This window comes from Streptococcus caecimuris, from assembly GCF_943193075.1.
GTDB classification, from domain to species: domain Bacteria; phylum Bacillota; class Bacilli; order Lactobacillales; family Streptococcaceae; genus Streptococcus; species Streptococcus caecimuris.
Genome location: NZ_CALPCT010000013.1, coordinates 42907 through 68703, shown reverse-complemented (window position 1 = coordinate 68703; position 25797 = coordinate 42907). Strand labels below are relative to the sequence as shown.

The 25797-nt window shown below is 43.4% G+C and carries 20 protein-coding genes and 1 pseudogene; 18 read left to right on the top strand and 3 right to left on the bottom strand.

Annotation, left to right across the window (positions count from 1 at the left end; all coding sequences use genetic code 11):
• Nucleotides 1–75 precede the first annotated feature (75 nt).
• Nucleotides 76–2151, bottom strand: a complete 2076-nt coding sequence (locus NFR56_RS06585) for a GH92 family glycosyl hydrolase (RefSeq protein WP_251458193.1) — start codon at nucleotides 2149–2151, stop codon at nucleotides 76–78.
• A gap of 215 nt (nucleotides 2152–2366) precedes the next feature.
• Here NFR56_RS06585 and NFR56_RS06580 point away from each other — a divergent pair, with 215 nt between their 5' ends.
• From NFR56_RS06580 to NFR56_RS06525, 12 genes are all read left to right on the top strand, one after another.
• Nucleotides 2367–3647 (top strand): glycoside hydrolase family 125 protein, encoded by a 1281-nt coding sequence (locus tag NFR56_RS06580; RefSeq protein WP_134974519.1) that lies wholly within the window; start codon nucleotides 2367–2369, stop codon nucleotides 3645–3647.
• Between the two features lie 76 nt (nucleotides 3648–3723).
• Complete coding sequence (locus tag NFR56_RS06575; RefSeq protein WP_251458191.1) at nucleotides 3724–6369, top strand: alpha-mannosidase; 2646 nt, start codon at nucleotides 3724–3726, stop codon at nucleotides 6367–6369.
• A gap of 90 nt (nucleotides 6370–6459) precedes the next feature.
• A complete protein-coding gene (locus NFR56_RS06570) occupies nucleotides 6460–7329 on the top strand; it encodes an ROK family protein (protein ID WP_134974520.1) in 870 nt (289 codons plus the stop codon).
• A complete protein-coding gene (locus NFR56_RS06565) occupies nucleotides 7323–9203 on the top strand; it encodes a beta-N-acetylhexosaminidase (protein WP_134974521.1) in 1881 nt (626 codons plus the stop codon). Before NFR56_RS06570 ends, NFR56_RS06565 begins: the two co-directional genes overlap by 7 nt.
• 225 nt (nucleotides 9204–9428) lie before the next feature.
• Nucleotides 9429–10358 carry an ABC transporter permease gene (locus tag NFR56_RS06560; RefSeq protein ID WP_118228506.1) on the top strand — a complete coding sequence of 310 codons (930 nt, stop codon included), beginning with the start codon at nucleotides 9429–9431 and terminating at the stop codon, nucleotides 10356–10358.
• A 13-nt stretch (nucleotides 10359–10371) separates the two neighbouring features.
• Nucleotides 10372–11304 (top strand): carbohydrate ABC transporter permease, encoded by a 933-nt coding sequence (locus NFR56_RS06555; protein WP_070587891.1) that lies wholly within the window; start codon nucleotides 10372–10374, stop codon nucleotides 11302–11304.
• Between the two features lie 78 nt (nucleotides 11305–11382).
• Nucleotides 11383–12864, top strand: a complete 1482-nt coding sequence (locus NFR56_RS06550; RefSeq protein WP_118096013.1) for an ABC transporter substrate-binding protein — start codon at nucleotides 11383–11385, stop codon at nucleotides 12862–12864.
• A 169-nt stretch (nucleotides 12865–13033) separates the two neighbouring features.
• Nucleotides 13034–13645, top strand: coding sequence for a YesL family protein (locus tag NFR56_RS06545; protein WP_118096012.1), 612 nt, complete (start codon nucleotides 13034–13036; stop codon nucleotides 13643–13645).
• Between the two features lie 2 nt (nucleotides 13646–13647).
• Nucleotides 13648–15294 carry a sensor histidine kinase gene (locus tag NFR56_RS06540; protein WP_251458189.1) on the top strand — a complete coding sequence of 549 codons (1647 nt, stop codon included), beginning with the start codon at nucleotides 13648–13650 and terminating at the stop codon, nucleotides 15292–15294.
• 10 nt (nucleotides 15295–15304) lie between these two features.
• Complete coding sequence (locus tag NFR56_RS06535; RefSeq protein WP_070594711.1) at nucleotides 15305–16609, top strand: response regulator transcription factor; 1305 nt, start codon at nucleotides 15305–15307, stop codon at nucleotides 16607–16609.
• Between the two features lie 196 nt (nucleotides 16610–16805).
• A complete protein-coding gene (locus tag NFR56_RS06530; protein ID WP_070594712.1) occupies nucleotides 16806–17399 on the top strand; it encodes a TetR/AcrR family transcriptional regulator in 594 nt (197 codons plus the stop codon).
• Nucleotides 17399–17962 carry an NAD(P)H-dependent oxidoreductase gene (locus tag NFR56_RS06525; protein WP_014712763.1) on the top strand — a complete coding sequence of 188 codons (564 nt, stop codon included), beginning with the start codon at nucleotides 17399–17401 and terminating at the stop codon, nucleotides 17960–17962. The genes NFR56_RS06530 and NFR56_RS06525 overlap by 1 nt, the downstream gene beginning before the upstream one ends.
• A gap of 78 nt (nucleotides 17963–18040) precedes the next feature.
• Here the strand turns inward: NFR56_RS06525 and NFR56_RS06520 are convergent, their stop codons facing one another.
• The gene (locus tag NFR56_RS06520; protein ID WP_118096004.1) at nucleotides 18041–18895 is read right to left on the bottom strand and encodes a putative RNA methyltransferase; all 855 of its coding nucleotides are present in this window, start codon (nucleotides 18893–18895) and stop codon (nucleotides 18041–18043) included.
• Nucleotides 18896–18953: 58 nt separating this feature from the next.
• Here NFR56_RS06520 and NFR56_RS09860 point away from each other — a divergent pair.
• The 5 genes and pseudogenes from NFR56_RS09860 to NFR56_RS06495 form a co-directional block, all read left to right on the top strand.
• A pseudogene (locus NFR56_RS09860) lies at nucleotides 18954–19040 on the top strand (winged helix-turn-helix transcriptional regulator); the annotation flags it as partial.
• Between the two features lie 124 nt (nucleotides 19041–19164).
• Entirely contained in the window at nucleotides 19165–20031 is an 867-nt protein-coding gene (locus NFR56_RS06510; RefSeq protein ID WP_070674615.1) for an ABC transporter ATP-binding protein, read from the top strand.
• Nucleotides 20031–20873: an ABC transporter permease gene (locus NFR56_RS06505; protein ID WP_049472885.1), complete on the top strand. Its 843-nt coding sequence runs from the start codon at nucleotides 20031–20033 to the stop codon at nucleotides 20871–20873. Before NFR56_RS06510 ends, NFR56_RS06505 begins: the two co-directional genes overlap by 1 nt.
• An 18-nt stretch (nucleotides 20874–20891) precedes the next feature.
• Nucleotides 20892–21347 (top strand): LytTR family DNA-binding domain-containing protein, encoded by a 456-nt coding sequence (locus tag NFR56_RS06500; protein ID WP_031572580.1) that lies wholly within the window; start codon nucleotides 20892–20894, stop codon nucleotides 21345–21347.
• Between the two features lie 9 nt (nucleotides 21348–21356).
• Complete coding sequence (locus tag NFR56_RS06495; RefSeq protein ID WP_031572583.1) at nucleotides 21357–21770, top strand: DUF3021 domain-containing protein; 414 nt, start codon at nucleotides 21357–21359, stop codon at nucleotides 21768–21770.
• Nucleotides 21771–21832: 62 nt separating this feature from the next.
• On the opposite strand, the gene tyrS is transcribed toward NFR56_RS06495, so the two are convergent.
• Nucleotides 21833–23089, bottom strand: a complete 1257-nt coding sequence (gene tyrS / locus NFR56_RS06490) for a tyrosine--tRNA ligase (protein ID WP_003004779.1) — start codon at nucleotides 23087–23089, stop codon at nucleotides 21833–21835.
• Between the two features lie 182 nt (nucleotides 23090–23271).
• Between tyrS and pbp1b the strand changes: the two genes are divergently transcribed.
• Nucleotides 23272–25728, top strand: a complete 2457-nt coding sequence (gene pbp1b, locus NFR56_RS06485) for a penicillin-binding protein PBP1B (protein WP_182280192.1) — start codon at nucleotides 23272–23274, stop codon at nucleotides 25726–25728.
• Nucleotides 25729–25797: the final 69 nt, after the last annotated feature.

Genomic DNA, 25797 nt, shown 5'->3' with positions numbered 1-25797 from the left:
CTACTCAACTGTGCGGAGGTGGGACGACGAAATCGAATTCTAACGAATTACCGATTTCTGTCCCACTCTCTTTTCTTATACATGTGGGGGGAGCCAAGAAAGCTCAAACTGGAGCAATTGGGCTTCAAGGAGATCTTGATGGGACACCTCTTGTTTCTCTTTGCCATCTAATAGGGCTTTTTGGATGAAATAGGCGCCTGCAGTGTGTGAGTTGGCGCAAATCTTGAGTTCTTGCTTGGGAAGATGGAGAAGGACTTCTTTAAAGAGAGGGAGGCCCAGATCATAGATTGGTTTTCCTGGGCAGGTTGGATAGAGTCCAAGGGCCGACCAAATGTACCAAGCCGATAGGCTACCGTTGTCCTCATCACCTGGATAGGCTTGGAAATCTTGATGGAAAGCTTGGGAACGGATCTGGTGGATCAGGAGATTAGTGTATTCGGGATGAAGACTGTAACGGAAGAGGTAGGGAATGTGAAAGCTGGATTGATTGGAGATGGCGATCTGCCCAAATGGAGCTTGGGCCATTTCACTCATTTCATGGATTTCATAGCCATATCCTCTTACATCAAATTGAGGTTTTTGACTGGCCAGATCTAGCAGTCGTTGGGTGAAGGCTTTTTCACCGCCCATTAGCTCTATCAGACCGGAGAGGTCGTGTAAGGCTCCAAAAGTAGCTTGGGTGGCAGAGCATTCTGCATAATCTCCTCCCCAGCTGGTAGGAGAGAAGGGTTCTTTAAAGTTTCCATTAGTGGATCGCGCCCTCATGAAGCCCGTTTGGGCATCATACAATGTCCGGTAGGAGAGGCTGGAAGCAGCATAGCGAGCGGCTGTTTCTGTATGCCCCAATTGCTTGGCAACGGTAGCAATGCAAAAATCACTATAAGCATAATCTAGGCTGTGGCTCACACTTTCGTGAAAATCATCGGGTAGGTAGCCAAGGGCCTTGTAGCTTTCATTACCATGGCGACCAAAATGTTGAGTGGGGTCTGTTTTTTGAGCCGTCTGGAGCATGGCTGTCAGCATGTTTTCATGTAGGTCTGGTGCGATCCCTTTTGTGACAGCATCCGCAAAGACACCATCGATGAGGGTACCTGGCATCATTCCTCGTTCATCTGGGGCCAACCATTTTGGTAGAAAACCAGTATCCTTGTATGTATTTAAAAATCCTTCGAGAAAGTGACGGTAATAATCGGGGTAGACAAGGCTAAAGAGCGGAAAAGATGTTCGGAAGAGATCCCAGAATCCGATATTGGTATAAGCTTTTCCTGGTTTGATTTCATTATGAGTAACATCCAGGTGCCAGTCATTTTCCTCGGTATCTGTTTCATAAAAGGTTTGAGGGAAAAGGAGGAGTCGGTACAGGCAATGATCGAAAAAGGCTTGGTCACGCCCTCCGGCATCTTTTACTTCAATTCGTTTTAGCAGCTGATTCCATTGATCAGCTGCTTCTTTTTTAGCTTCCTCTAGGGAAAGGTTGGGAAGATGGCTGTTAGCCATGTCTTGAGACAGATAAGAAGTTCCTAATTGGACGGTCACTTCCTTGCTAGCAAAGGTCAGAAAAAGATCTTGATCGATGTGAGTGACGTTCTCAATCGGCTGGCTAAATTGACACTGGAGATAGAAAGAGTAGGAAGTATCTGCGGTATGGGCCTGATCTAGAATGTGGAAGTGGCAGGTTTGGTCTGTCAGAGTCAAGTCCTCTAGTTCCTTTGCTGCATGAAAGCAGAGTGTTAGCTTTTCTGGTGCTCGAAAGCGCATGACAGCCCCGTAGCGGCTTGGAACCAGCTCGCTTTGAATCTGATAACGTTCCGAAAAAAAACGGAGGTAGTGAGGCTGGAAAACGGCTTCTTTCATCGAATAACTGCTTTGACGACGGAAGAGGTCGGAACTTGCAATTTCTCCTGTGATGGGCGTGATGAGGCACCAAGCGTAGTCTCCTATCCAAGGACTAGGCTGGTGGGTGAGACGAAATCCCTGAAAAATAGGGAGATTGGGGTTGAAAAACCAAGCTCCTTGTTCGTGTGTCGTCTGGGGAAGGAAGTAGTTCATCCCAAAAGGGACTCCGGTATAAGGGAGGGTGTTCCCGTGCGAATAGTGGGGATGATTATCGCTTCCCCAGCGGGTATCGATGGTTTGGCAATGTGTTCGCATCTTGTCTCCTTTTTCTTCATCAACCTTAAATGATCTGTGTTTTTATTGGAACACGCGGTGGTATTTTCTTCATTGTATCAAAGTGTTGTCAAATATGATAGCGTTTTTATCAAATGGAAAATTTAGTAGAAAAAGGGCTATAGTTTGCGTATGTATTTCCCTTTTGAAATCTTTTATACTGAATAGGAAAGAATCGATACGTGTGAGGAAAATAAATGACCTATTCAAAAGAAATTGTGCGAGAATGGTTGGATCAAGTGGCTGAGCGAGCTAAGGAGTACCCTGAGTGGGTGGATGTCTTTGAACGTTGTTATACAGACACTTTGGATAATACAGTTAAAATTTTAGAAGATGGTTCAACCTTTGTGTTAACAGGGGACATCCCAGCTATGTGGTTGCGTGACTCAACGGCTCAATTGAGGCCCTATCTTCATGTGGCTAAACGGGATCCCCAATTGCGCCAGACCATTGCTGGTTTGGTCAAACGTCAGATGACCTTGATTCTCAAAGATCCTTATGCCAACTCCTTCAATATTGAGGAGAACTGGAAAGGCCATCACGAGACTGACCATACAGATCTCAATGGCTGGATTTGGGAGCGCAAGTATGAGGTGGATTCGCTGTGCTATCCCTTGCAGTTGGCTTACCTCCTTTGGAAGGAAACTGGTGAGACTAGCCAATTTGATGAAACCTTTGTCACTGCGACCAAGGAAATCCTTCATCTCTGGGCAGTGGAACAAGACCACAAGAACTCCCCTTATCGCTTCGTTCGGGATACAGATCGTAAGGAAGATACGCTGGTCAATGACGGCTTTGGTCCTGACTTTGCTGTGACAGGGATGACCTGGTCAGCCTTCCGTCCAAGCGATGACTGCTGTCAGTATAGCTATTTGATTCCATCCAATATGTTTGCAGTGGTTGTTTTGGGTTATGTCCGAGAAATCTTTGCAGCATTGAATCTAGCTGATAGTGAGAGTATCATTGCAGATGCCAAACGCCTCCAAGCGGAGATTCAAGAAGGGATCGAAAACTACGCCTACACGACTAACAGTAAGGGCGAGAAGATCTATGCCTTTGAGGTAGACGGTTTGGGAAATGCTAGCATCATGGATGATCCAAACGTACCAAGCTTGTTGGCGGCTCCATATCTGGGCTATTGCGAGATTGACGACGAGGTCTACCAAGCCACTCGTCGGACGATTTTGAGCCCTGAAAATCCCTACTTCTATGAAGGGAAGTACGCAAGTGGACTAGGAAGTTCTCATACGTTTTATCGCTATATCTGGCCGATTGCTTTATCCATTCAAGGATTGACAACGACAGATAAAGCTGAGAAAAAACATTTGCTGGACCAGTTGGTTGCCTGCGATGGAGGCACGGGCGTCATGCACGAAAGTTTCCATGTAGATGATCCAACTAAATACTCGCGTGAATGGTTCTCTTGGGCCAACATGATGTTCTGTGAATTAGTCTTGGATTACTTGGATATTCGCTAATGAGCTGTCGCTTAACAGATTCTTGTAAAGAATCACAAATAGATCTTTAAATTTAAGTTAGAATGAGGTTTTACTCATGGAAAATGTTGTTGTACATATCATCTCTCACAGCCACTGGGATCGTGAGTGGTATCTACCTTTTGAAAGCCACCGGATGCAATTGGTGGAACTGTTTGACAATCTGTTTGATCTTTTTGAAAATGATCCTGAGTTCAAAAGTTTCCACTTGGATGGCCAAACCATTGTTCTCGATGACTATTTGGAAATTCGCCCTGAAAACCGCGACAAGGTGCAACGTTATATCGACGAGGGCAAGCTCAAGATTGGTCCCTTCTACATTTTGCAGGATGATTACTTGATCTCCAGTGAAGCCAATGTCCGCAATACCTTGATTGGACAAGCTGAATGTGCTAAATGGGGCAAATCTACGCAGATTGGTTACTTCCCTGATACCTTTGGGAATATGGGGCAAGCTCCTCAAATCCTTCAAAAATCAGGGATCCACGTAGCAGCCTTTGGGCGTGGAGTGAAGCCGATCGGATTTGACAACCAAGTTCTCGAAGATGAGCAGTTTACCTCTCAATTTTCTGAAATGTACTGGCAAGGGGCGGATGGTAGCCGTGTGCTGGGTATTCTCTTTGCCAACTGGTACAGTAACGGGAACGAAATTCCAGTGGATAAAGATGAAGCTTTGGCTTTCTGGAAACAAAAATTGGCAGATGTTCGCGACTATGCATCAACCAACCAATGGTTGATGATGAACGGCTGCGACCACCAACCGGTTCAACGAAACTTGAGTGAAGCTATTCGCGTGGCCAACGAACTCTTCCCTGATGTGACCTTTATTCATAGTTCCTTTGATGAATATGTGCAAGCAGTGGAAAGTGCGCTTCCTGAACAATTATCTACGGTTACGGGAGAATTGACCAGTCAGGAAACCGATGGTTGGTACACACTGGCAAATACGTCTTCCTCTCGGATTTATCTCAAGCAAGCCTTCCAAGAAAACAGCAACTTGCTCGAGCAAGTGGTGGAACCTTTGACCATCATTACTGGTGGGCATAACCACAAGGATCAATTGACCTATGCCTGGAAGACACTCTTACAAAATGCGCCACACGATAGTATTTGCGGATGTAGCGTAGATGATGTTCACCGTGAAATGGAAGTTCGTTTTGCCAAGGTCAACCAAGTTGGAAACTTTGTCAAGACCAACCTTCTGAACGAATGGAAGGGTAAGCTAGCAACTCAAAAAGCCCAGAGTGAGCACCTCTTTACGGTCATCAACACTGGCTTGCATAATAAGGTAGATACCGTCAGCACGATTATCGATGTAGCAGTTTGTCCGTTTAAGGAATTGCATCCGACAGAAGGCTTCAAGAAAATGGCCGCTTTGACCTTGCCAGACTACCACGTAGAAGATTTAGATGGGCATCTTGTAGAAGCAGAGATTGAAGACTTGGGAGCAAGCTTTGGCTATACCCTGCCTAAGGATAAATTCCGCCAACCCTATATTGCGCGTCAAGTGCGCGTGACGGTTCCAGTTCACCTAGCGCCTCTTTCTTGGACCACCTTCCAGCTCTTAGAAGGCAAAGCACCTCATTATGATGGTCTGTTCCAAAATGGGGTGATTGATACGCCATTTGTAACCCTTAGTATCGATGATGGCTTGACCCTCTATGATAAAACGACCAATGAGGCTTATGAGGATTTCCTTCGCTTTGAAGATCGTGGGGATATCGGAAATGAATATATCTACTTCCAACCAAAAGGAACAGAGCCGATCTATGCGGAGTTAACAGCTTATGAGGTCTTGGAAAACAATGCTCGCTATGCCAAAATCTTGCTCAAGCATGACTTGACCATCCCGGTTAGCGCGGATGAACAATTGGATGCGGAACAAAGAGGCATTATCGAGTTTATGAACCGCAAGGCAAGTCGCTCAGAAGAGCTGACAACCATCCCTCTTGAAACGGAGATGACCATCTTTGTAGATGATCCGCAAATTCGCTTCAAGACGCGCTTTACCAATACAGCTAAGGATCACCGCATCCGTCTCTTGGTCAAGACTCACAATACACGTCCAAGCAACGATTCTGAAAGTATCTATGAAGTTGTGACACGGCCAAATAAACCGGCTGCTTCTTGGGAAAATCCTGAAAATCCCCAACACCAACAAGCCTTCGTCAGCTTGTATGATGACGTCAAAGGGGTAACAGTGGCCAATAAAGGATTGCATGAATACGAAATCCTTGGAGACGATACGATAGCTGTAACACTTCTCCGTGCTTCCGGTGAACTTGGTGACTGGGGCTATTTCCCAACACCAGAAGCACAATGCTTACGGGACTTTGAGGTTGAATATGCAGTAGAATGCCATCAAGCTCAGGGGCGCTTCTCTGCTTATCGTCGAGCGAAAGCTTTGCAGACACCGATGACCAGCCTTCAAGTTGAAAAACAAGAAGGAAGTGTAGCAGCGTCTGGTAGCTTACTCAAGCATACCGCCTTGACGCATCCTCAGGTTTGTCCAACAGCCTTTAAGGTAGCAGAAAATGAAGAAGGTTACATCCTTCGCTATTACAACATGAGCCAAGAAAATGTGCGCGTGTCAGAAGGACAACAAACGGTTGTCGATCTTCTGGAACAACCGTATCCGGTTCATACAGGTTTATTGGCACCGCAAGAAATCCTGACAGAATGGATTAAAAAAGAAGAAGTATAGCTGTTTGCAGCTGAAGAAACAATAAAAGGAAAGGAGGAGCGAAAAAAGTAAGAACCGACTGCTGACTCGCTCCTTTTTACAGGTAAAGCAATGACCATTGCAACGATCGATATCGGAGGGACTGGGATTAAGTTTGCTAGTCTCACTCCTGATGGAAAGATTTTAGATAAGGCCAGCACCCCAACTCCAGAAACTCTAGAAGAGTTGTTGGCTTGGTTGGACCAACGCTTGTCAGAACGTGACTACCGTGGGATTGCCATGAGTGTCCCAGGGGCTGTTCATCAAGAAACTGGGGTAATTGAAGGGATCAGTGCCATTCCTTACATCCATGGTTTTTCATGGTATGAGGCCCTTTCTCATCACAAGCTACCTGTCCATCTAGAAAATGATGCCAACTGTGTTGGACTGAGTGAATTGCTGGCGCATCCTGAGATTGAAAATGCAGCCTGTGTCGTGATTGGTACCGGAATCGGTGGAGCCATGATTGTCAATGGTAAGCTTCACCGTGGACGTCATGGCTTGGGAGGAGAGTTTGGCTATATGACCACCATTGAACCCGCAGAAAAGCTCAACAACTGGTCACAACTCGCTTCTACAGGAAATATGGTTCGCTACGTCATTGAAAAATCAGGTCAGGCTGACTGGGACGGCCGCAAGGTGTACCAAGAGGCTGCAGCAGGCAATGTCCTTTGCCAGGAAGCCATTGATCGGATGAATCGTAATCTTGCTCAAGGACTGCTCAATATCCAGTACCTGATTGATCCAGATGTGATTAGCCTAGGTGGCTCTATCAGTCAAAACCCAGATTTTATCAAAGGAGTGCAAGAAGCAGTAGATACCTTTGTGGAAAGATATGAAGAATATACCATCGCTCCAGTGATTCAAGCCTGCACCTATCAGGCAGATGCCAATCTCTACGGTGCCCTTGTCAACTGGTTACAGGAGGAAAACCAATGGTAAGTTTTACAGGACTTAGTCCCAAACAAGCCCAAGCTGTTGAAGTATTAAACAATCACATTTCTCTACCAGATGTAGAGGTGGCGGTCGCTCAGTCTGACCATGCTTCCATCTCTATCAAGGGGGAGAATGGGCAGTATCAATTGACCTACCGTAAACCTCATCAACTCTACCGTGCCTTATCTGTGCTCGCAACAGCTTTAGCAGAAGGGGACAAGGTAGAGATTGAAGAGCAGGCGGCCTATGAAGATTTAGCCTATATGGCGGACTGTTCGCGCAATGCCGTGCTCAATGTCGCATCTGCCAAGCATATGATTGAGGTCTTAGCTCTTATGGGTTATTCAACTTTTGAGCTCTACATGGAAGACACTTATCAAATCGAGGGACAACCTTACTTTGGTTATTTCCGTGGAGCATACTCTGCTGAAGAGTTACAAGAAATTGAAGCCTACGCCCAGCAGTTTGACATGACCTTTGTCCCATGTATTCAGACCTTGGCCCACTTGTCAGCCTTTGTCAAATGGGGGGTTAAGGAAGTCCAGCAACTCCGCGATGTAGAAGACATTCTCCTCATCGGTGAAGAAAAAGTTTATGACCTGATTGACGGCATGTTTGCGACGTTATCTAAATTACAAACTCGCAAGGTCAACATCGGGATGGATGAAGCTCACCTAGTTGGTTTGGGACGCTACCTCATCTTGAACGGTGTGGTGGATCGTAGTCTCCTTATGTGCCAACACTTGGAGCGCGTGCTGGATATTGCAGACAAGTATGGTTTCCACTGCCAGATGTGGAGCGATATGTTCTTCAAGCTCATGTCAGCAGACGGCCAGTATGATCGTGAGGTAGAAATTCCAGAAGAAACTCGTGTTTACTTAGATCGTCTCAAAGACCGTGTGACCTTGGTTTACTGGGATTATTATCAGGATAGCGAGGAAAAATACAACCGAAACTTCCGTAATCACCACAAGATTAGCCAAGATATCGCCTTTGCAGGTGGTGCTTGGAAATGGATTGGTTTTACGCCCCACAACCAATTTAGTCGCTTAGTAGCTATTGAAGCCAATAAAGCCTGCCGTGCCAACCAGATCAAGGAAGTCATCGTGACGGGATGGGCAGATAATGGTGGGGAAACAGCCCAGTTCTCTATTCTACCAAGTCTGCAAATCTGGGCGGAACTCAGCTACCGCAATGATTTAGAGCGTCTATCTGCCCACTTCAAGACCAATACAGGTCTATCGGTTGAGGACTTCATGCAGCTGGATCTAGCCAACCTCTTGCCAGACCTACCAGGTAATATACATGGTATTAACCCCAACCGCTATGTCTTTTATCAGGATGTCCTCTGTCCAATCCTGGACAAGCACATGACTCCTGAACAGGACAAACCTCACTTTGCCCAAGCAGCTGAGACACTTGCTGCTATTAAAGAAAAAGCAGGCATCTACGCCTATCTCTTTGAGACCCAGGCACAGTTGAATGCTATTTTAAGTAGCAAAGTGGATGTAGGACGACGCCTTCGGGAGGCTTATCACGCAGGTGATAAAGAGAGCTTGCGACAGATTTCCAGAGAAGAATTGCCAAAACTCAGAGGCCAGATTGAAACCTTCCATGCTCTCTTTAGCCACCAATGGTTGAAAGAAAACAAGGTCTTTGGTTTGGATACCGTAGACATCCGTATGGGTGGCCTCTTGCAGCGCATCAAGCGAGCAGAAAGTCGTATTGAAGACTATCTAGCCGGTTCCATCTCTCGTATCGATGAACTAGAAGTAGACATCTTGCCATTTAATGATTTCTACGGGGATAAGGACTTCGCAGCTACAACAGCTAATCAATGGCATACCATTGCGACTGCTTCAACCATTTATACAACGTAAAAAATGCCAAGTTGGATGACAGATGTCTTATCCACGGTGGATAGGAGTAGAAGAGGAGCTGTGTTTACCATCGCTCTTTTCTACTCCTTTTTTAAAGCTATGTCATAAATTTGTAGAATTTTTTCTATAATTAGGAGTTTGAAAAGAGAAAATGGCTATCTTATAATAAGTATTGTAAACGCTACCAAAGTGAAAACACGCTCAAGGCTCAAAGGGGGGAGTTAAATGAAAAAGTTTGTAAGGACTCTGAGAGAAAATTTCATTTTTCTTTTAATGGTCTTACCTGGTGCAGCGTGGTTAATCTTATTCTTCTATATTCCGGTTTTTGGGAATATCGTAGCATTTAAGGACTATCATATTACAGGAGAGGGCTTCATCGACAGTGTCATGAAGAGTAAATGGGTTGGCTTTGACAACTTCAAGTTCCTCTTTAGTTCCAAAGATGCCTACATTATTACAAGAAATACGGTCTTGTACAACTTAGGATTTATCTTCTTAGGATTGATTGTTTCCGTTGGGATCGCCATCATCTTTAGTGAGTTGAGATCAAAAAGAGTGGTCAAGGTGCTTCAAACCTCCATGCTCTTCCCATACTTCCTATCATGGGTTATCATCAGCTTCTTCACCGATGCCTTCCTTAACGTGGACAAAGGATTGGTCAACCACATCTTAACTTCATTTGGCATGAAGGCCATCAATTTCTATTCGGAATTGTGGATTTGGCCAGCGCTTCTCCTTTTCTTAGGAATCTGGAAAGGCTTTGGTTATAGTAGTGTCATGTATTATGCAACCATCATGGGAATCGATCCAACCTTCTATGAAGCAGCGACCGTGGATGGTGCGTCTAAGTGGCAACGCATTCGCAACATCACCATTCCTCAGTTGTCTTCCTTGATTACAGTCTTGACCATTCTTGCAGTCGGAAATATCTTCCGCGCAGACTTCGGTCTTTTCTACCAAATCCCGCATAATGCTGGAGCGCTCTATAGTGTGACCAACGTTATTGATGTTTATGTCTACAACGGTTTGACCAAGTCAGGGGATATCGGGATGACAGCAGCAGCCGGTCTTTACCAATCGGTAGTAGGTTTGGTTCTTGTTTTAATCTCAAATATCATTGCCCGTCGCATTGATAAGAATGCCGCTCTCTTCTAGAAAGGAGGATCGTATGAAAAAATCAACCATTCAAAAAGAAAAAATTGATAATGTCGGGATCCATTCTTTCAGTAAGAAGAGCAACTTCTTCTTTACCTTGTTGTTGACCTTAGTCGGATTGACCTGTGTACTTCCCTTCATCTTCGTTGTCATGATCTCTTTGACAGACGAACAGAGTTTGGCAGTCCATGGATTCCAATTCTGGCCAGCAAAATTTGGATTTGATGGTTACCTTTTCTTGGTACAGTTCAAAGACAAAATCTTGCAAGCCCTCTTCATTACCTTGTTTGTGACCATTGTGGGAACAGCATGTAATGTCTTTATCACAACAACCTATGCTTATGCGATCTCACGGAGTACCTTTAAATACCGCAAGTTCTTTACCGTATTTTCACTCCTTAGTATGCTCTTTAGTGCAGGGTTGGTACCGGGCTATATTGTTACCACTCAACTCTTGCAATTGGGTGATACCATCGGGGCTTTGATCATCCCAATGTTGCTTAGCCCATTCAATATCATTTTGATGCGGACTTTCTTTAAACGGACCATTCCAGAAGCCATTCTTGAATCTGCTCGGATCGATGGAGCAAGTGAAACACGGATTTTCTTCCAAATTTGCTTGCCACTCTCTCTACCAGGGATTGCGACTATTAGTCTCTTCACCGCTTTAGGATTCTGGAACGACTGGTTCAACGCCCTTCTCTATATTAAGAGTGACAACCTTTACCCATTGCAATACCTCTTGATGCAAATCCAAAACAATATGGATTACATCGCTAAAAATGTCGGGGTATCCGGCCAATTGGCAGGAGCTGTACAATCCATCCCACGGGAAACAGGACGTATGGCTATGGTGGTTGTGGCAACAGTGCCGATCGCCATTCTCTATCCATTCTTCCAACGCTACTTTGTAAAAGGCTTGACCATCGGTGGTGTGAAAGAATAGGAAAATAAGTGAAAATCGACAAGATTTTCAACTCATAACTTAGTCTAAAAAGAAAATAACATAAAGGAGATTTTTCTTATGAAAAATTGGAAAAAATACGCGTTAGCATCTGCTAGTGTCATTGCTCTTGGAGCTACTCTTGCTGCTTGTGGAAGCCTTACAGGTAACAACAAGAAATCAGCAACAACTGAAGACGGTAAACCAATCATCAAGATGTACCAAATCGGTGACAAACCAGATAACTTGGATGTTCTTCTTAAAAATGCCAACAAGATCATTGAAAAGAAAGTTGGCGCAAAATTGGATATCCAATATCTTGGTTGGGGTGACTACGCACAAAAAATGAACGTTATCATCTCATCTGGTGAAAACTATGATATTGCCTTTGCTAATAACTACGTTATCAACGCTCAAAAAGGTGCTTATGCTGACTTGACAGAATTGTACAAGAAAGAAGGGAAAGACCTTTACAAAGCACTTGACCCAGCATACATCAAAGGGAACACTGTAAATGGCAAGATCTATGCTGTTCCAGTAGCAGCCAACGTTGCATCTTCTCAAAACTTTGCCTTCAACGGACCACTTGTTGAAAAATATGGTATCGACATCTCAAACGTCAAAGACTATGCTTCTCTTGAACCAGTCTTGAAAGCCATTAAAGAAAAAGATCCAAACGTTGTTCCATTTGCCATGAACAAGAGCTACGGTGGACCTTCAGATGACTTCGACTATGTAGCTGTTGATGGACTTCCATTCGTTGTTGACTTGAAAGGTGACACTACGAAGATCGTTGACCGTTACACAATCCCTCGTTATGTAGAAAACTTGAAGACTCTTCACAAATACTACGAAGCAGGATACATTCCAAAAGACGTAGCTACAAGCGATACTGGATATGACCTTTCTCAAGATACTTGGTTGGTACGTGAAGAAACAGTAGGACCAGCTGACTACGGCAATAGCTTGCTTTCTCGTGTAGCAAACCGTAAGATCGACATCAAACCATTTACTGAACTTTACAAGAAGAACAACACCACTCAAGTAGCTAACTTTGTTATCTCAAATAACTCTAAGAACAAAGAAAAAGCTATGGAAGTGTTGAACCTCTTGAACACTAACCCAGAACTCTTGAACGGACTTGTTTATGGACCAGAAGGCAAGAACTGGGAAAAAGTTGCCGGCAAAGAAAACCGTGTCAAAGTCTTGGATGGCTACAACGGAAACACTCACATGTCTGGATGGAACACTGGTAACAACTGGATTCTTTACATCAACGAAAACGTAACTGATGAACAAATTGCACAATCTAAGAAAGATTTGGAAACTGCAAAAGAATCTCCAGCACTTGGCTTCATCTTTAACACAGATAAAGTGAAATCAGAAATCACTGCTCTTACAAATACTTTGAACCAATTTGCAGGTGCTATCAATACTGGTACTGTGGATCCTGAAGTAGAAGTTCCTAAGATGCTTGAAAAATTGAAATCAGAAGGTGCTTACCAAAAAGTGCTTGACGAAATGCAAAAACAATACGACGAATTCCTTGCTTCTAAAAAATAAGAACAGGTAGTTCGAAAAAGGCTTTGGAGGAATCTCCAGAGCCTTTTCATGTCTTTATGAAAATAGAACTGTAAATGAAAATCAATATTTCAATTTACCAATGCAAATAAGGGAAAGCGTTTTATTTTTATGGTATAATAGAATCACTAATTGGAAAAGAGGCTGAATGATGGGAAAAATCATCGAGTTCATTTTTACGAGAGTCTATGTTGCTATGCTGGTAACAGGGATTTTTTGGGTCTTGACGATCTGTGGGGGTGTTCTGCTAGGAGTAGGACCGGCTAGTGCCACTATCATGAGCCTCTATGCGGAAAATGGCATGACCTACAAGGACTATCATTGGTCACGCGCTTGGGAACTCTTCAAAGAAAATCTACGCCCGGCTAATCAAGTCTTTTATACCTTCTTTGCCATTGAAGGGGTTCTCCTCTATGGCATGTACCTCATGATCCAGATCCCTCACTTGAATTTCTTCCAAATTTTGGTTCTCTTGTTTAATCTGGTTTTCCTCTTGGTTGCGCCTCTAGCTTATGCCGTTTATTTGAAATTGCAAGTGTATTTTGACCTCTCTTATGCCAACAGTATCAAGCTCAGTTTGATCGGAATGTTGCTGGACATTCGTCCGGTTCTGAAGCTCATCCTTGGAACCGTGCTACTTGGCGTCATTAGCTACTATATGCCAGCCCTTCTCTTTTTCGTCTTGATCGGTGTATGGCATTTCTTTGTCAATGATATCTTTGACCCTGTTTATCAAAACATCCACGAAAAATTGGTATCCTAACGATGAAAAAAATCTGGTTAAGTACGCTTTTAAAATTCTACGCCTATGTCATGGTGGTCATTTTGACCATTATGGGCCTGGTTGTCGCGGGGATCTCTTGGAAAAACCAGCAAGCTGAAGCCGACCGGATCGCCCAACGGGTCTTGACCGAAGTGGTGACGGATCTTGAGACCTCTTATCAACGGGTCACACAAGAAGGTCGTAGCCTCGTTGAAAACCCTGCAAAATTAGAAGGAGTTTATCGCTATTTTACCTTGTCACCATCGGAGTATGAGACTTGGCGATTGAATGCCCGATTCCCTTCTTATATCCAATTGTCCCTACATAAGAATATTGACAGCCTCTATTTGAGCAATAAAAACATCGAGGGCATCGATGTCACCTTGTCTGATTACAAGACGGTATTTGTCTCTACCCGGCAATCGAAGGGGGGCAAGCAAGTCTCAGCGGACCATTACAAGGCTCCTGCGACAGCCATTCCGGTTCCTTTGACAGATCCGACTACGGGTGCTGGAGTTGGGATCGCTTATATGACGCTGGACCAGGAAATTTTGACGGCAGCGATTGATAATGCCAGAGGCGATCTTCCGGTCGCTGTACGGATCTTCACCCCTTTTGGAAAAGAGATGTACCATGAAGGGGATAAGGGGCAATCAAAGGATATTAAATGGCAAACTCGTAGCACGATCTATGGCTACAAGGTGGATGTAGCTGTTTCAGAAAGTTATTTGGTCAAGAAAGGTCTAGCCAACCTGACCACTTTTCTCTCCATTGCTTTCTTGATTTTCTTGATCCTTTACTTATTAATGCGACAAATTTTCAAAAATTACCGTCGCCAAGTCCTTGATCTGGTCGATACCATGAATCTAATCAGTCAAGGCGATAGTGAACGACGGATTGATACCTCGACCAAGGACCAAGAACTGCTGGTTATTGGTAATATGATCAATACCATGTTGGACAATATGGATAAGAATATTCGGGATATCTATCAGCTACAGCTCAGCCAAAAGGATGCCAATATGCGGGCACTACAAGCCCAGATCAATCCCCATTTCATGTACAATACACTGGAATTTATCCGGATGTATGCCGTCATGCAAGAGCAGGATGAATTGGGTGATATTATCTATGAGTTTAGTAGTCTCTTGCGCAATAATATCTCAGATGAGCGAGTGACGACGGTTGAAAATGAGCTCGAATTTTGTCGCAAATACAGCTACCTCTGCATGGTACGTTATCCCAAATCGATCGCCTATGGCTTTAAGATCGATCCAGGTTTGGAAAAAATGAAGATTCCAAAATTCACCATCCAGCCTTTGGTCGAGAACTATTTTGCACATGGAGTGGATCACAAACGCAAGGACAATGTGATTAGTGTCAAAGTCTTGCAAGGAGAAGGGCAAGTCATGATTCTAGTTACTGATAATGGGCGCGGGATGGAAGAAGAACAGCTAGAAAGCATTCAAGAGATACTAGCCAATCGCAATCCACGCTCAGAAATCGAAGAAAAGAGTGGGCGGCAGTCCATCGGAATTATCAATGTTCATGAACGCATGCTACTCTATTTTGGAGATCGCTACCATATCCAAGTCTTCTCCCAACCTCACCATGGAGTGACCTATACGATAACCATTCAAGATGAATAAAGGAGACAGAATGTACAAAGTCTTATTAGTAGACGATGAGTATATGATTACAGAAGGGTTAAAAAAATTAATCCCCTTTGACCACTGGAATATGGAAGTGGTCGCAACTGCTGAAGATGCAGACCAGGCCCTTGATTATGTGCGAGAACGTCCAGTGGATGTGGTGATCACGGATGTCAATATGCCTGGAAAGACCGGACTTCAGATGATTGCAGAGATGAAGGATTTGATTCCAGATGCTGCTTTTATCATTATGTCAGGCTATCAGGATTTTGAATATGTCAAGACAGCCCTCAATTTGCGCGTGGCAGACTACCTGCTCAAACCGGTCAATAAGGTGGAAATGGGCAATATCTTAGAAAAAATTCAGCACCAAATCCAGCAACCAAGCCAAGAGTTAGCCAACCGTTTGATTCACGATGATATCTCTGAGGAAGAGTTTTGTCGGTATATCGCAGGACGAAATTCACTGTGGATTGGGGTTGCTAAGGAGAAAAAAGGCTTTATCAGCTCGTCTTACCAAGTTCTCGGGCAAAATCTTCAACTCTTTATCTCAGATCAAGAAGAAGAAGCCATGATTGAGAAGGCCTTTGAGCCCCTTTATAAGGAGCACTTTCGTCAATTTAAGGACCTAGTGGAGCGGAGCCTCTTTTATGGAGCGACCCCTCTCAATGAAGATGAGGAAGTCTTTAACTACTACGAGCCGGCCTACCGGGTGATCATGCAAGGAAATATCCAACAGATCTTAGAAGAACTGGACTGGTTGGAAAAAATGATCCTTGAGAAGACACCCAAGGTTTCGTTGACCAAGCAACTCTTTATCCAATTTTTGATGGATGTCTTTCATTTGTTTGAATACCTGCAGGGAGATGATTTGGCCGATGTGGTCAAGAAAGTCCAAGAAGCTGCTACCTTTAGCGAGATGATTAGCTTCATCCAGGAAGAGTTGTCCCGTTTCTTATCCCACTATCGGATGAACGAAAATGTAGCGAGTGTCCTCCAAGTGATTAGCCGTGATTACCAAAAAGAGCTGTCACTCAAGGACATTAGTCAGGCTCTCTTTATCAATCCAGTCTATTTAGGCCAATTGATTAAACGAGAAACCAACGCAACGTTCGCAGAACTCCTCAACAAACAGCGGATTAAGGCCGCCCAGCAGCTCCTCTTATCGACCAATGACAGTATTGAAGATATCTGCTATAAGGTCGGTTACAGTAATGTAGGCTATTTTTATAAGGTTTTCCGTAAACTCTGTGGAAAATCGCCTAAAACCTATCGCTTACAAGTCATGACAGAGCATGCAGAAGATGAGTAAAAGGCTGAGACGATTTGTCTCAGCCTTTTGATTGAAGATAAAGTCTTCTTAGAAACTTTCCTTAGGTGAGTACGTGACAGAAGGTCAGAGACCCTGAAGCTAAGTTTTGAGTATTTTTTATTTGACAAATATAAGTAGACAGTGTATACTTTACAAAAAGTAGACGGCGTATACTTTGATAAGGAAAGGTGGTCAAATGAAACGGAATACGGAAGAACTGAAAGAAAAGTTAATTTTGGTCGGCATTGAAGAAATCAGAACTAACGGGATTGACCGGATGTCTATGCGTACAATAGCTCAAAAATGTGGGGTGACTCATGGAGCTCCCTATAAGCATTTTGGAAGTAAAGATAGATATATTCAAGTGGTTATGGAACACTTATCAATGTTCTTTTTGAAAAATATGATACAAGGGATTGATACTTCCATAGATGCAAGAACTCAACTAACTCTGATGGGCTGTAACTTTGTAAGGTTTGCCCAAGAGGAAACCTATCTATTTGAAGCATTATTTATCAAATTTCCATATAACTATATGGAGTTATCCCATGAAACTATTTCAGTCAACTCCTCTTTACCAGGATTTGAACATTTTAAGTCGGTAGCGTTAAGACTTAAAGATGAGGAAAATCTTTCTAGTAGTGACGCAGAAATTTTGATCCATTTTTGGAGTTTTATTGCTGGTTTGGCTCTATTGGTAAGGAGTCCCGTTGGAGAAAGCTTTAAAGAAAATGATGTTCAAAAGACCGTCAGAACGATGCTTGATATTTATATAAAAGGAGATAGCTGATGAATGTTTTAATAATTTATTCACATCCGAATGAAACAAGTTATAATGCATCAATCCTTCAAACTGTGCAAAAGCATTTAGCACCAGAGCATAGGGTTAAAATAGTAGACTTATATAAAGAAAACTTTGATCCGGTTTTACGTTTTGATGAAAGGCATAAAAGGAGAGATTTACAGCATAATGAAGACATGAAACCGTATAGAGATTTATTGAGTTGGGCGGATCAGTTGATTTTTATTTTCCCTACTTGGTGGAGTGGAATGCCAGCTATTTTAAAAGGTTTTATTGATCGTGTTTTTGTTGCAGGTTTTGCTTATCAGAATGGACCTCGAGGTCCGGTGGGGCAACTAGATGGAAAAGCATGGATCATTACGACGCATAATACGCCAAAAATTTTTCTTCCTTTTTCTCAAGACTACGCAAAGGTTCTAAAATCCCAAATCTTGAAACCCTGTGGTATTAAACCGGTTAAAGTGACACAAGTTACACGAGTGGAATATATGAGTGATCGTCAACGGAAAGAAGAACTCGAAAAAATCGCACAAATAGCAAAAAGGATTTAAAAAGTGCTTTACAAGTCATGACAGAGCATGCAGAAGATGAGTAAAAAGGCTGAGACAAATCGTCTCAGCCTTTTTACTTTAAGTCCTTTGTATCTTGATTTTCCCAACTAGAAGCTCAGCTTCAATGGTGATTTCTGTGAGTTGGGTCCAGTCGATTTTTTCTTGGTCAACGTGAAATAGAAGAGGGGTCATAGCGAGGAGCGCTTGGCGTTCTTCAGGAGTTAAACTCTTGGTGAGGCTGACTGTTTCGGATGAGAGAATTTGGCAGTGGTCTTCAAAGTGCTCCAAAATTTCCTGGTTGGAGTAGGATTGCTTGGTCAATTGATCTTGGGCCAACTGACGAATTTCTTTCAGATGAGAAGAGGTTGGGACGACTTTAATGATCACCCCTTCAGCCTTTAAGACACGCTCAAATTCAGCGTAATTAGCCGGGGAGAAGATGTCCAAAATGACCTCTATACTCTTGGATTGAATGGGTAAATGAGCCAAGTCTCCTACAAACCAATTGACCTTCCAGCTAGCGTCACTCTTGGCAGCTAGTTGCACAGATTCCTTTGAAAGATCAAAGGCATAGAAAGTAGCTTCGGGATAAGCTTCTTGTAGCTTTCGGGAGTAATAGCCTTCTCCACAACCGGTATCTAGAATCTTGGCATCACTGGTCGGAATTTTTTGTCCGATCGCTGTTAGAATCGGCTCATAAAAACCTGCTTCTAGGATTAGCTGGCGATTCTGGAAATTTTCTTTGTCATAGTCCTTTGATTGTTTGATCTGGGGAGCCAGGTTGACATAGCCAAATTTAGCCAAATCAAAAGAATGGCCCTTGGGACATTTAAAACTGGTCTCCACAAGTTCTAGGTCCAGTTGACAGATGGGACAGGCAAAAGCAGTGGCTGTTTGAAATCGTTGTAATTTTGGTTTAATCGGTGTATTCATATTAGTAGTGTAACAAAAGAGCCTCTAGATAGCAACCGATGCTCTAATAGAGTACCAAACAGAATATGAGCTGATAGAAAAAGGAAATTCACTGATGCCAATTTTAAAGGACTTGAATCAATGGGGAAAAGAATGGCTGCAATAAATTTTTTCCTCATTTTAATCTCTTCTATCTCGCCACTCATCTCTTCATTTTGACCACTTATCCCCAAAAGCCATTTTTTAAGCGGCTTTTTTGTTAGACTGGTTTTATCAAAAGGAGAGAGAACATGATATTACAAGCTAAAAACATCAGTAAACGATATGGAAATCATTTAGCCGTAAACAATATTCATTTACAGTTTGAAAAGGGAACCTTTAATGCGATTCTAGGACCAAATGGGGCGGGGAAATCAACGACGATTTCCATGTTGATTGGTTTGAAACAACCAACGCAAGGTGAAATCATCTATGAACCAGGTACTAAAATTGGTGTGGTCTTCCAAACCAGTGTTTTAGATGAGATGCTAACGGTTAGAGAAAATTTGACCATTCGTGCGAGACAGTACAAAGACCTAAAACCAAATCGTGTGTCTGATCTTATTGATCGGCTAGGTCTATCAGCTTTCCAAAAGCAGAAATACGGGACGCTTTCAGGTGGCCAAAAGCGTCGGGTTGACATTGCGCGTGCCCTGCTCTCACAACCAGATATTCTGTTCTTAGACGAACCAACGACAGGTTTGGATATCCAAACCCGAAAGTCTATTTGGGATTTGCTCTATCAATTGCAGAAAGAAGAGGGGATGACTGTTGTTTTGACCACGCATTATCTTGACGAAGCAGATGAAGCTGATCAGATTTATATTGTAGACCATGGGGAAGTGATTGCTCAAGGATCGGCACTAGATATTAAGAGTCAGTATGCTACTAATATCTTGAAGATTCGTTTCAAGGAGATGCAGCAGATAGAAAGTCTCAAATCTTCGGGAATGTCAGTAGAGCAACAAAGTCAATTGGAGTATATTTTTCAACCCAAGAGTGAAAGGGAAGCCATTGATTACCTGGCGCAAGTTAGAGATAATCTAGCCCATTTTGAGTTTCGTCCAGGGACCATGGATGATGCCTTTATTGCACTTACAGGAAGGGAGGTTCGCTAATGCTAGCCTTACTAAAGCGAAATTTTTTATTGTACTTCAGAAATCGTTCAGGAGTTTTCTTCTCTCTGTTGGGAGCCTTGATTTCCTTTATTCTTTATATTATTTTTCTTCAAAAAAATCTAACAGATGCTTGGGCTCAGCTCCCCAATAGTGGTCCTGTGTTAAATAATTGGTTAATGAGTGGGACGCTGGCTGTGACAGGGATTACGACAAGTCTGGCTGCCCTGACTCAGCTAGTAAAGGATCGTGAACATCAAGTAGATCAGGATCTTTATTTATCGGATCAAGGAAAGTGGCGGTTACCATTTTCGTATCTAACGAGCGCAATCATCATCTCTTTTTTCATGCAGGCCCTTATGTATGTGCTGATGTGTGGCTATTTTAGAGAAGTTCCAGCACTGTCTTTATTACCTGAAGTACTCCTTATTATGCTGCTTAGTAGCCTGCTTTCTAGTTTAGTGAATGCCATTTTTGTTTATTTTTTCCATTCCGTAGACAGTCTTGGGAAGTTTTCGACCATAGTGGGTACAGCTTCTGGTTTTTTGGTAGGGACTTATGTACCTTTAGGTGTTCTACCTGATTTTGCACAACTACTAATGAAATGTACTCCAGCAACTTATATTGCTGCACTTTATCGACAAGTACTCATGAAAGAAGCAGTGAGCGAAACCTTTAAGGGGCGAGATGATCTTCTTCGAGAATTTCAAGAAAAAATGGGTGTTCAGCTCAAATGGCAAGCCTTATTGACAAAGGAACAAACATACCTTATAGTGTTAGGTGGTATTCTTCTAGCTTTGGGGATTTGGGTTCCCTTAGCAAAAAGATCGAATAAAAGAAAGTAAGTGAGAATTGGAGTAGGAATGAAGATTCGTTTTGAGGAAAAACAGGATATCCCAGAAAACGACCCCTGTGTGGTCATTCAAGCCAAGCAATTATCCGATCAAGCACGAGAGGTGATGGACTATCTCGAACAATTTTCGACAGTGAATCAAGTAGTGATCCCTATCAAAACAGATGATCATTTGATCATGGTGAAAATTGATGACATTATTCTAGCCGAGATTGATAAGAATCAGCTGACCATTTATACGACAGACAAAACGTTCACCGTCAGAGATACTTTGACAAATTTTCAACATCGAATTAATCGTCGTAATTTTTTACAGATATCCCGCCACGCGGTGATGAATATCGACCATTTGGAATCGCTATCGGATAGTTTTTCAGGCAATATGATGGCTAAACTGACACGCGGAGTGAAATCAAGTGTCAGTCGGAAATATGTCAAATCCTTGATGGATTATTTAGGGGTATAGGAGAAAGTGATGAAACGAGTTATAGCTTATTTTGTATCTGGTATGAGGACAGGATCCTTCTTTTATTTGTGTTTGGTGTTATTATCCCATGTCTATCCCAACATCGTCTATCCCGCTGTAAATGTCCGTAACATCCTGGCGATCTTTTTGATGAGTGGGACAATGGGGGTCTTGACATTCATTCTTGAGGAAGAAGAGTTTTTGACCTATAGTTTGCGTGTGATCTTGCATTTAGTTGTGACAGCTACCATCTTAGCATTGACCTACTTATTTTTTGGCTGGGGGGCAGCCTTACGGAGTCCGATTCCTTGGTTGATCTTTCTAGCCATTTACGGTCTGATCTGGCTTTACCAGATTTGGCAACTCCATAAAAAAACTCAACGAATCAACCAAGCTTTGTTGCATCGCAGAAAAGGGAAATAGTCCCAGAAAAAAGTGTATAAGAAAACCACGAAGTTCATACCAAACTTCGTGGTTTTACTTTCTTAATAAGTCAAAACAAAGTATTTTTTCTTACCGCGACGGATAACGGTCAATTCATTTTCTAATTTATCGCTATCGCTCAAGACATAGTCAAGGTCTTGGATGCGTTCGCCGTTGACGTAGATAGCTCCATTTTGAACATCTTCACGGGCTTGGCGTTTAGAATTTACCACACCAGCTGTGACCAAGAGTTCAACAATGTTGAGGTTATCTTCTGCTTGGACCTGGTAGTTTGGCACACCACGAAGGCCTTGTTTGAGTTCTTTGACAGAAAGGTTTTTGATGTTTCCTGCAAAGAGTTGTTCTGTGATGTTGAGGGCTTCCTTGTAGGCTTCTTCGCCGTGGACAAGGGTAACCACTTCACGCGCCAAGATCTTTTGAGCCAAGCGTTCATGAGGAGCGGCCTCAAACTGTTTGCGGATCTCTTCAATCTCATCAAGTGACAAGAAAGTGAAGATCTTCAAGAAGCGCACAGCATCTGCATCCATCACATTCATCCAGAATTGGTACATTTCGTATGGAGATGTTTTGTCTGCATTGAGCCAGACCGCATTGCCTTCTGATTTACCGAATTTCTTACCAGTTGCATCTGTGATCAAAGGCACAGTCATAACATGACCAGTTTTATCTGCTTTACGACGCATCAACTCAGTACCAGCTGTCATGTTTCCCCATTGGTCAGATCCACCGATTTGAAGGGTTACATTGTGTTCTTGGTTGAGGACGTAGAAGTCATAGCCTTGCATGATTTGGTAGGCAAACTCTGTGTAAGAAATCCCTGTTTCAATCCGTTTTTTAACAGATTCTTTACTCATCATAGCATTGACTGTAAAGTATTTTCCGACATCACGAAGGAAGTCAATAAAGCTAATGCTTCCGAACCAATCGTAGTTGTTGACCATTTCGGCTTTATTGTCACCATTTTCAAAATCGAGGAAACGAGACAATTGCCCTTGAATGGAGCGAACCCATTCTTGTACAGTTTCTTTTGTTTGGAGACTACGTTCAGCATCTTTGAAGGACGGATCTCCAATGAGACCAGTCGCACCGCCAACGAGCGCATAAGGTTTGTGGCCTGCTAGTTGAAGACGACGGCTCGTCAAGATGGCAACCAAGTGACCAAGGTGAAGGCTGTCAGCAGTTGGATCATAACCAGTATAATAAGAAACCTGACCTTCTTCCAGTGCTTTGCGTAAGGCTTCTTCATCCGTCGTTTGAAATACCAAACCACGCTCTTTTAGCTCATCAAAAATGTGCATGTGTCTTTTCTCCTTTATAAGTTTATTCATTTCTCTATTCTACCATAAACCACGGAAATGGCAATGGTTTCCATCATTTTCTTGACCTTACTCAAGAAGATTGAGTGACGATTTCTACGCTCTTGTGATTGAAAACAAAGGGCCTAATCTGCTATAATATAGGGAACAAGGAGAAAGAATCAGTGAATCAATTAAAAGAGAAGCTGCAAGAATTTTGGACGAAGATTCAAAAATTCTTTGCAAATATGTATACAGAAACTCCGAATAAGGAAAAAAATGAGGAAAGTAGCTGGTCTGTCGGTGATATTTTTGCGACCTTTTTACGAACCCTCAAACTCTTGTGGGATGTCATGATCGCCCTGTTCGTGTGCCTCTTTTTATTTGGCGCAGGGATCGGGATTGGTTATGCGGCGAGCCTCTTTAGTAACGTCAAGGTTCCAAAGACAGAAGAATTGGTCCAGCAGGTCCGCAACGTCAGCAGTGTTTCAAAACTGACTTATTCCGATAAGAGCTTGATTGCAGAAGTGGACAGTGATTTGATCCGTACGCCAGTAGCAGGAGACGCCATTTCGGACAATGTCAAGAAGGCTGTGATCGCTACTGAGGATGAGAATTTTGAAAGCCACAAGGGGGTTGTACCTAAAGCCGTTCTTCGGGCAACACTTGGATCTGTAGCCGGCGTGGGTTCCTCTAGTGGGGGATCAACCCTGACCCAGCAGTTGATCAAACAGCAAGTCGTGGGAGACGCTCCAACCTTTACTCGTAAGGCGACAGAGATTGTCGATGCCTTGGCTTTAGAGCGGGGAATGGATAAAAATGAAATCCTAACCACCTACTTAAATGTTTCGCCTTTTGGACGCAACAATCGGGGACAAAATATTGCGGGTGTGGAAGCTGCAGCTCAAGGAATCTTTGGCGTCTCTGCCAAAGACTTGACCGTTCCACAAGCGGCCTTTATCGCTGGCTTGCCACAAAGTCCGATTGTCTACTCTCCTTATGCTGCAGACGGTAGCCTAAAGAGCAAGGAAAACCTCGAGTTAGGTTTGGCGCGTGCCAAAGACGTTTTGTTCAATATGTACCGGACGGGAGCCTTGTCGAAAAAAGACTACGAGACCTATGCTCAGTACGACTTGACCAAAGACTTCATGGCTCCAGATGGCATCGAGAAAACACCGCATGACTACCTCTACTTCCAAGCCATGGAAGAAGCAAAAGAGGCCATGTATGATTACTTGATCAAGCGAGACAATGTCACCAAGCAAGACTTGAAAAATAATGAAACCGTCAAGGCTTACCAAGAATTAGCTGAGAGCGAGTTGCGCGAAGGTGGCTACACCATTCAAACCACGATTAACAAACCGGTTCACAATGCGATGCAGGCCGCGGTAGCGAATTTTGGAAGCGTCTTGGATGATGGGACGGGTCTAGTAGAAGTCGGCAATGTCCTCATGGACAATCGTACGGGTGCCGTTTTAGGATTTATCGGTGGACGGAATTTTGACGGCAACCAAAACAACCATGCTTTTGATACAGAGCGTTCCCCAGGGTCTACTATCAAACCTCTGTTGGCCTATGGGATTGCCATCGACCAAGGCTTGATGGGAAGCAATAGCATCCTTTCTAACTACCCGACTAATTTCTCAAGTGGTGAGCCAATCATGCACGTGGATAGCCGAGGGACAGCCATGATGGATCTCCGTGAGGCCCTCAATACCTCATGGAATATTCCAGCTTACTGGACTTACCGGACCCTTCGTGAAAAGGGTGTGGATGTCCCATCCTACATGAAGAAAATGGGCTATGATATCCCTGAATATGGCATTGAGAGTCTGCCAATGGGGGGAGGAATTGAGGTCACTGTTGCCCAACATACCAATGGTTTCCAAACCATTGCTAACAATGGGAACTACCTCAAACGCTACATGGTAGAGCAAATCATTGATCGAGATGGGGATGTAGTATACAAGCACGAGGCAGATCCTGTTCGTGTTTACTCTCCAGCGACGGCAACGATTATGCAGGATCTCTTGCGCGGGGTTATTACGTCTGGTGCTACAACGACCTTTAAGTCACGGATTAGCCAAGTCAATCCAACGCTGGCAGGTGCTGACTGGATTGGAAAAACCGGTACCACTAACTCAAATGGGGATATGTGGCTCATGCTGTCCACCCCTAATGTTTCTTTAGGAGGTTGGATTGGCCATGACAACAATGCTTCTATGCAGACCTTGACTGGATACAACAACAATGCCCAATACATGGCGCAGTTGGCAAATGCGATCTACCAAGCAGATCCAAGTCTCTTCGGAATTCAGGATAAATTCACTCTCGATAAGAGTGTGATCCGCTCTGAAGTGCTCAAATCGACTGGTGAAAGACCGGGTCGCGTCAATGTCAATGGCCGGGATATCGATGTGAGCGGTCAAATGGTGACGAGCCTTTGGGCCAAAAACGGAGCGCCAACCACTCAATACCGCTTTGCCATCGGGGGATCGGATAGCGATTATCAAAGTGCTTGGGCGGCCATTCTCGGCAATTCCAGTGGAAATCAGTCGAATAATAAGAACAATTCGACAACCAATAGTTCATCCAGCAATAGTTCAAATCGAAACAGCTCAAATCGTGGCAATCGACGCTAGTCTGATCCAGTAGAAAACATAGAGAAAGCCTTGATTTTTGGAGCAAAAAACGGTATAATAGTGATAACT

Coding starts and splice junctions, on each gene's coding strand:
- NFR56_RS06585 (WP_251458193.1), bottom strand. CDS start 2,151: ATGCGAACACATTGCCAAACCATCGATACCCGCTGGGGAAGCGATAAT.
- NFR56_RS06580 (WP_134974519.1), top strand. CDS start 2,367: ATGACCTATTCAAAAGAAATTGTGCGAGAATGGTTGGATCAAGTGGCT.
- NFR56_RS06575 (WP_251458191.1), top strand. CDS start 3,724: ATGGAAAATGTTGTTGTACATATCATCTCTCACAGCCACTGGGATCGT.
- NFR56_RS06570 (WP_134974520.1), top strand. CDS start 6,460: ATGACCATTGCAACGATCGATATCGGAGGGACTGGGATTAAGTTTGCT.
- NFR56_RS06565 (WP_134974521.1), top strand. CDS start 7,323: ATGGTAAGTTTTACAGGACTTAGTCCCAAACAAGCCCAAGCTGTTGAA.
- NFR56_RS06560 (WP_118228506.1), top strand. CDS start 9,429: ATGAAAAAGTTTGTAAGGACTCTGAGAGAAAATTTCATTTTTCTTTTA.
- NFR56_RS06555 (WP_070587891.1), top strand. CDS start 10,372: ATGAAAAAATCAACCATTCAAAAAGAAAAAATTGATAATGTCGGGATC.
- NFR56_RS06550 (WP_118096013.1), top strand. CDS start 11,383: ATGAAAAATTGGAAAAAATACGCGTTAGCATCTGCTAGTGTCATTGCT.
- NFR56_RS06545 (WP_118096012.1), top strand. CDS start 13,034: ATGGGAAAAATCATCGAGTTCATTTTTACGAGAGTCTATGTTGCTATG.
- NFR56_RS06540 (WP_251458189.1), top strand. CDS start 13,648: ATGAAAAAAATCTGGTTAAGTACGCTTTTAAAATTCTACGCCTATGTC.
- NFR56_RS06535 (WP_070594711.1), top strand. CDS start 15,305: ATGTACAAAGTCTTATTAGTAGACGATGAGTATATGATTACAGAAGGG.
- NFR56_RS06530 (WP_070594712.1), top strand. CDS start 16,806: ATGAAACGGAATACGGAAGAACTGAAAGAAAAGTTAATTTTGGTCGGC.
- NFR56_RS06525 (WP_014712763.1), top strand. CDS start 17,399: ATGAATGTTTTAATAATTTATTCACATCCGAATGAAACAAGTTATAAT.
- NFR56_RS06520 (WP_118096004.1), bottom strand. CDS start 18,895: ATGAATACACCGATTAAACCAAAATTACAACGATTTCAAACAGCCACT.
- NFR56_RS06510 (WP_070674615.1), top strand. CDS start 19,165: ATGATATTACAAGCTAAAAACATCAGTAAACGATATGGAAATCATTTA.
- NFR56_RS06505 (WP_049472885.1), top strand. CDS start 20,031: ATGCTAGCCTTACTAAAGCGAAATTTTTTATTGTACTTCAGAAATCGT.
- NFR56_RS06500 (WP_031572580.1), top strand. CDS start 20,892: ATGAAGATTCGTTTTGAGGAAAAACAGGATATCCCAGAAAACGACCCC.
- NFR56_RS06495 (WP_031572583.1), top strand. CDS start 21,357: ATGAAACGAGTTATAGCTTATTTTGTATCTGGTATGAGGACAGGATCC.
- tyrS (WP_003004779.1), bottom strand. CDS start 23,089: ATGCACATTTTTGATGAGCTAAAAGAGCGTGGTTTGGTATTTCAAACG.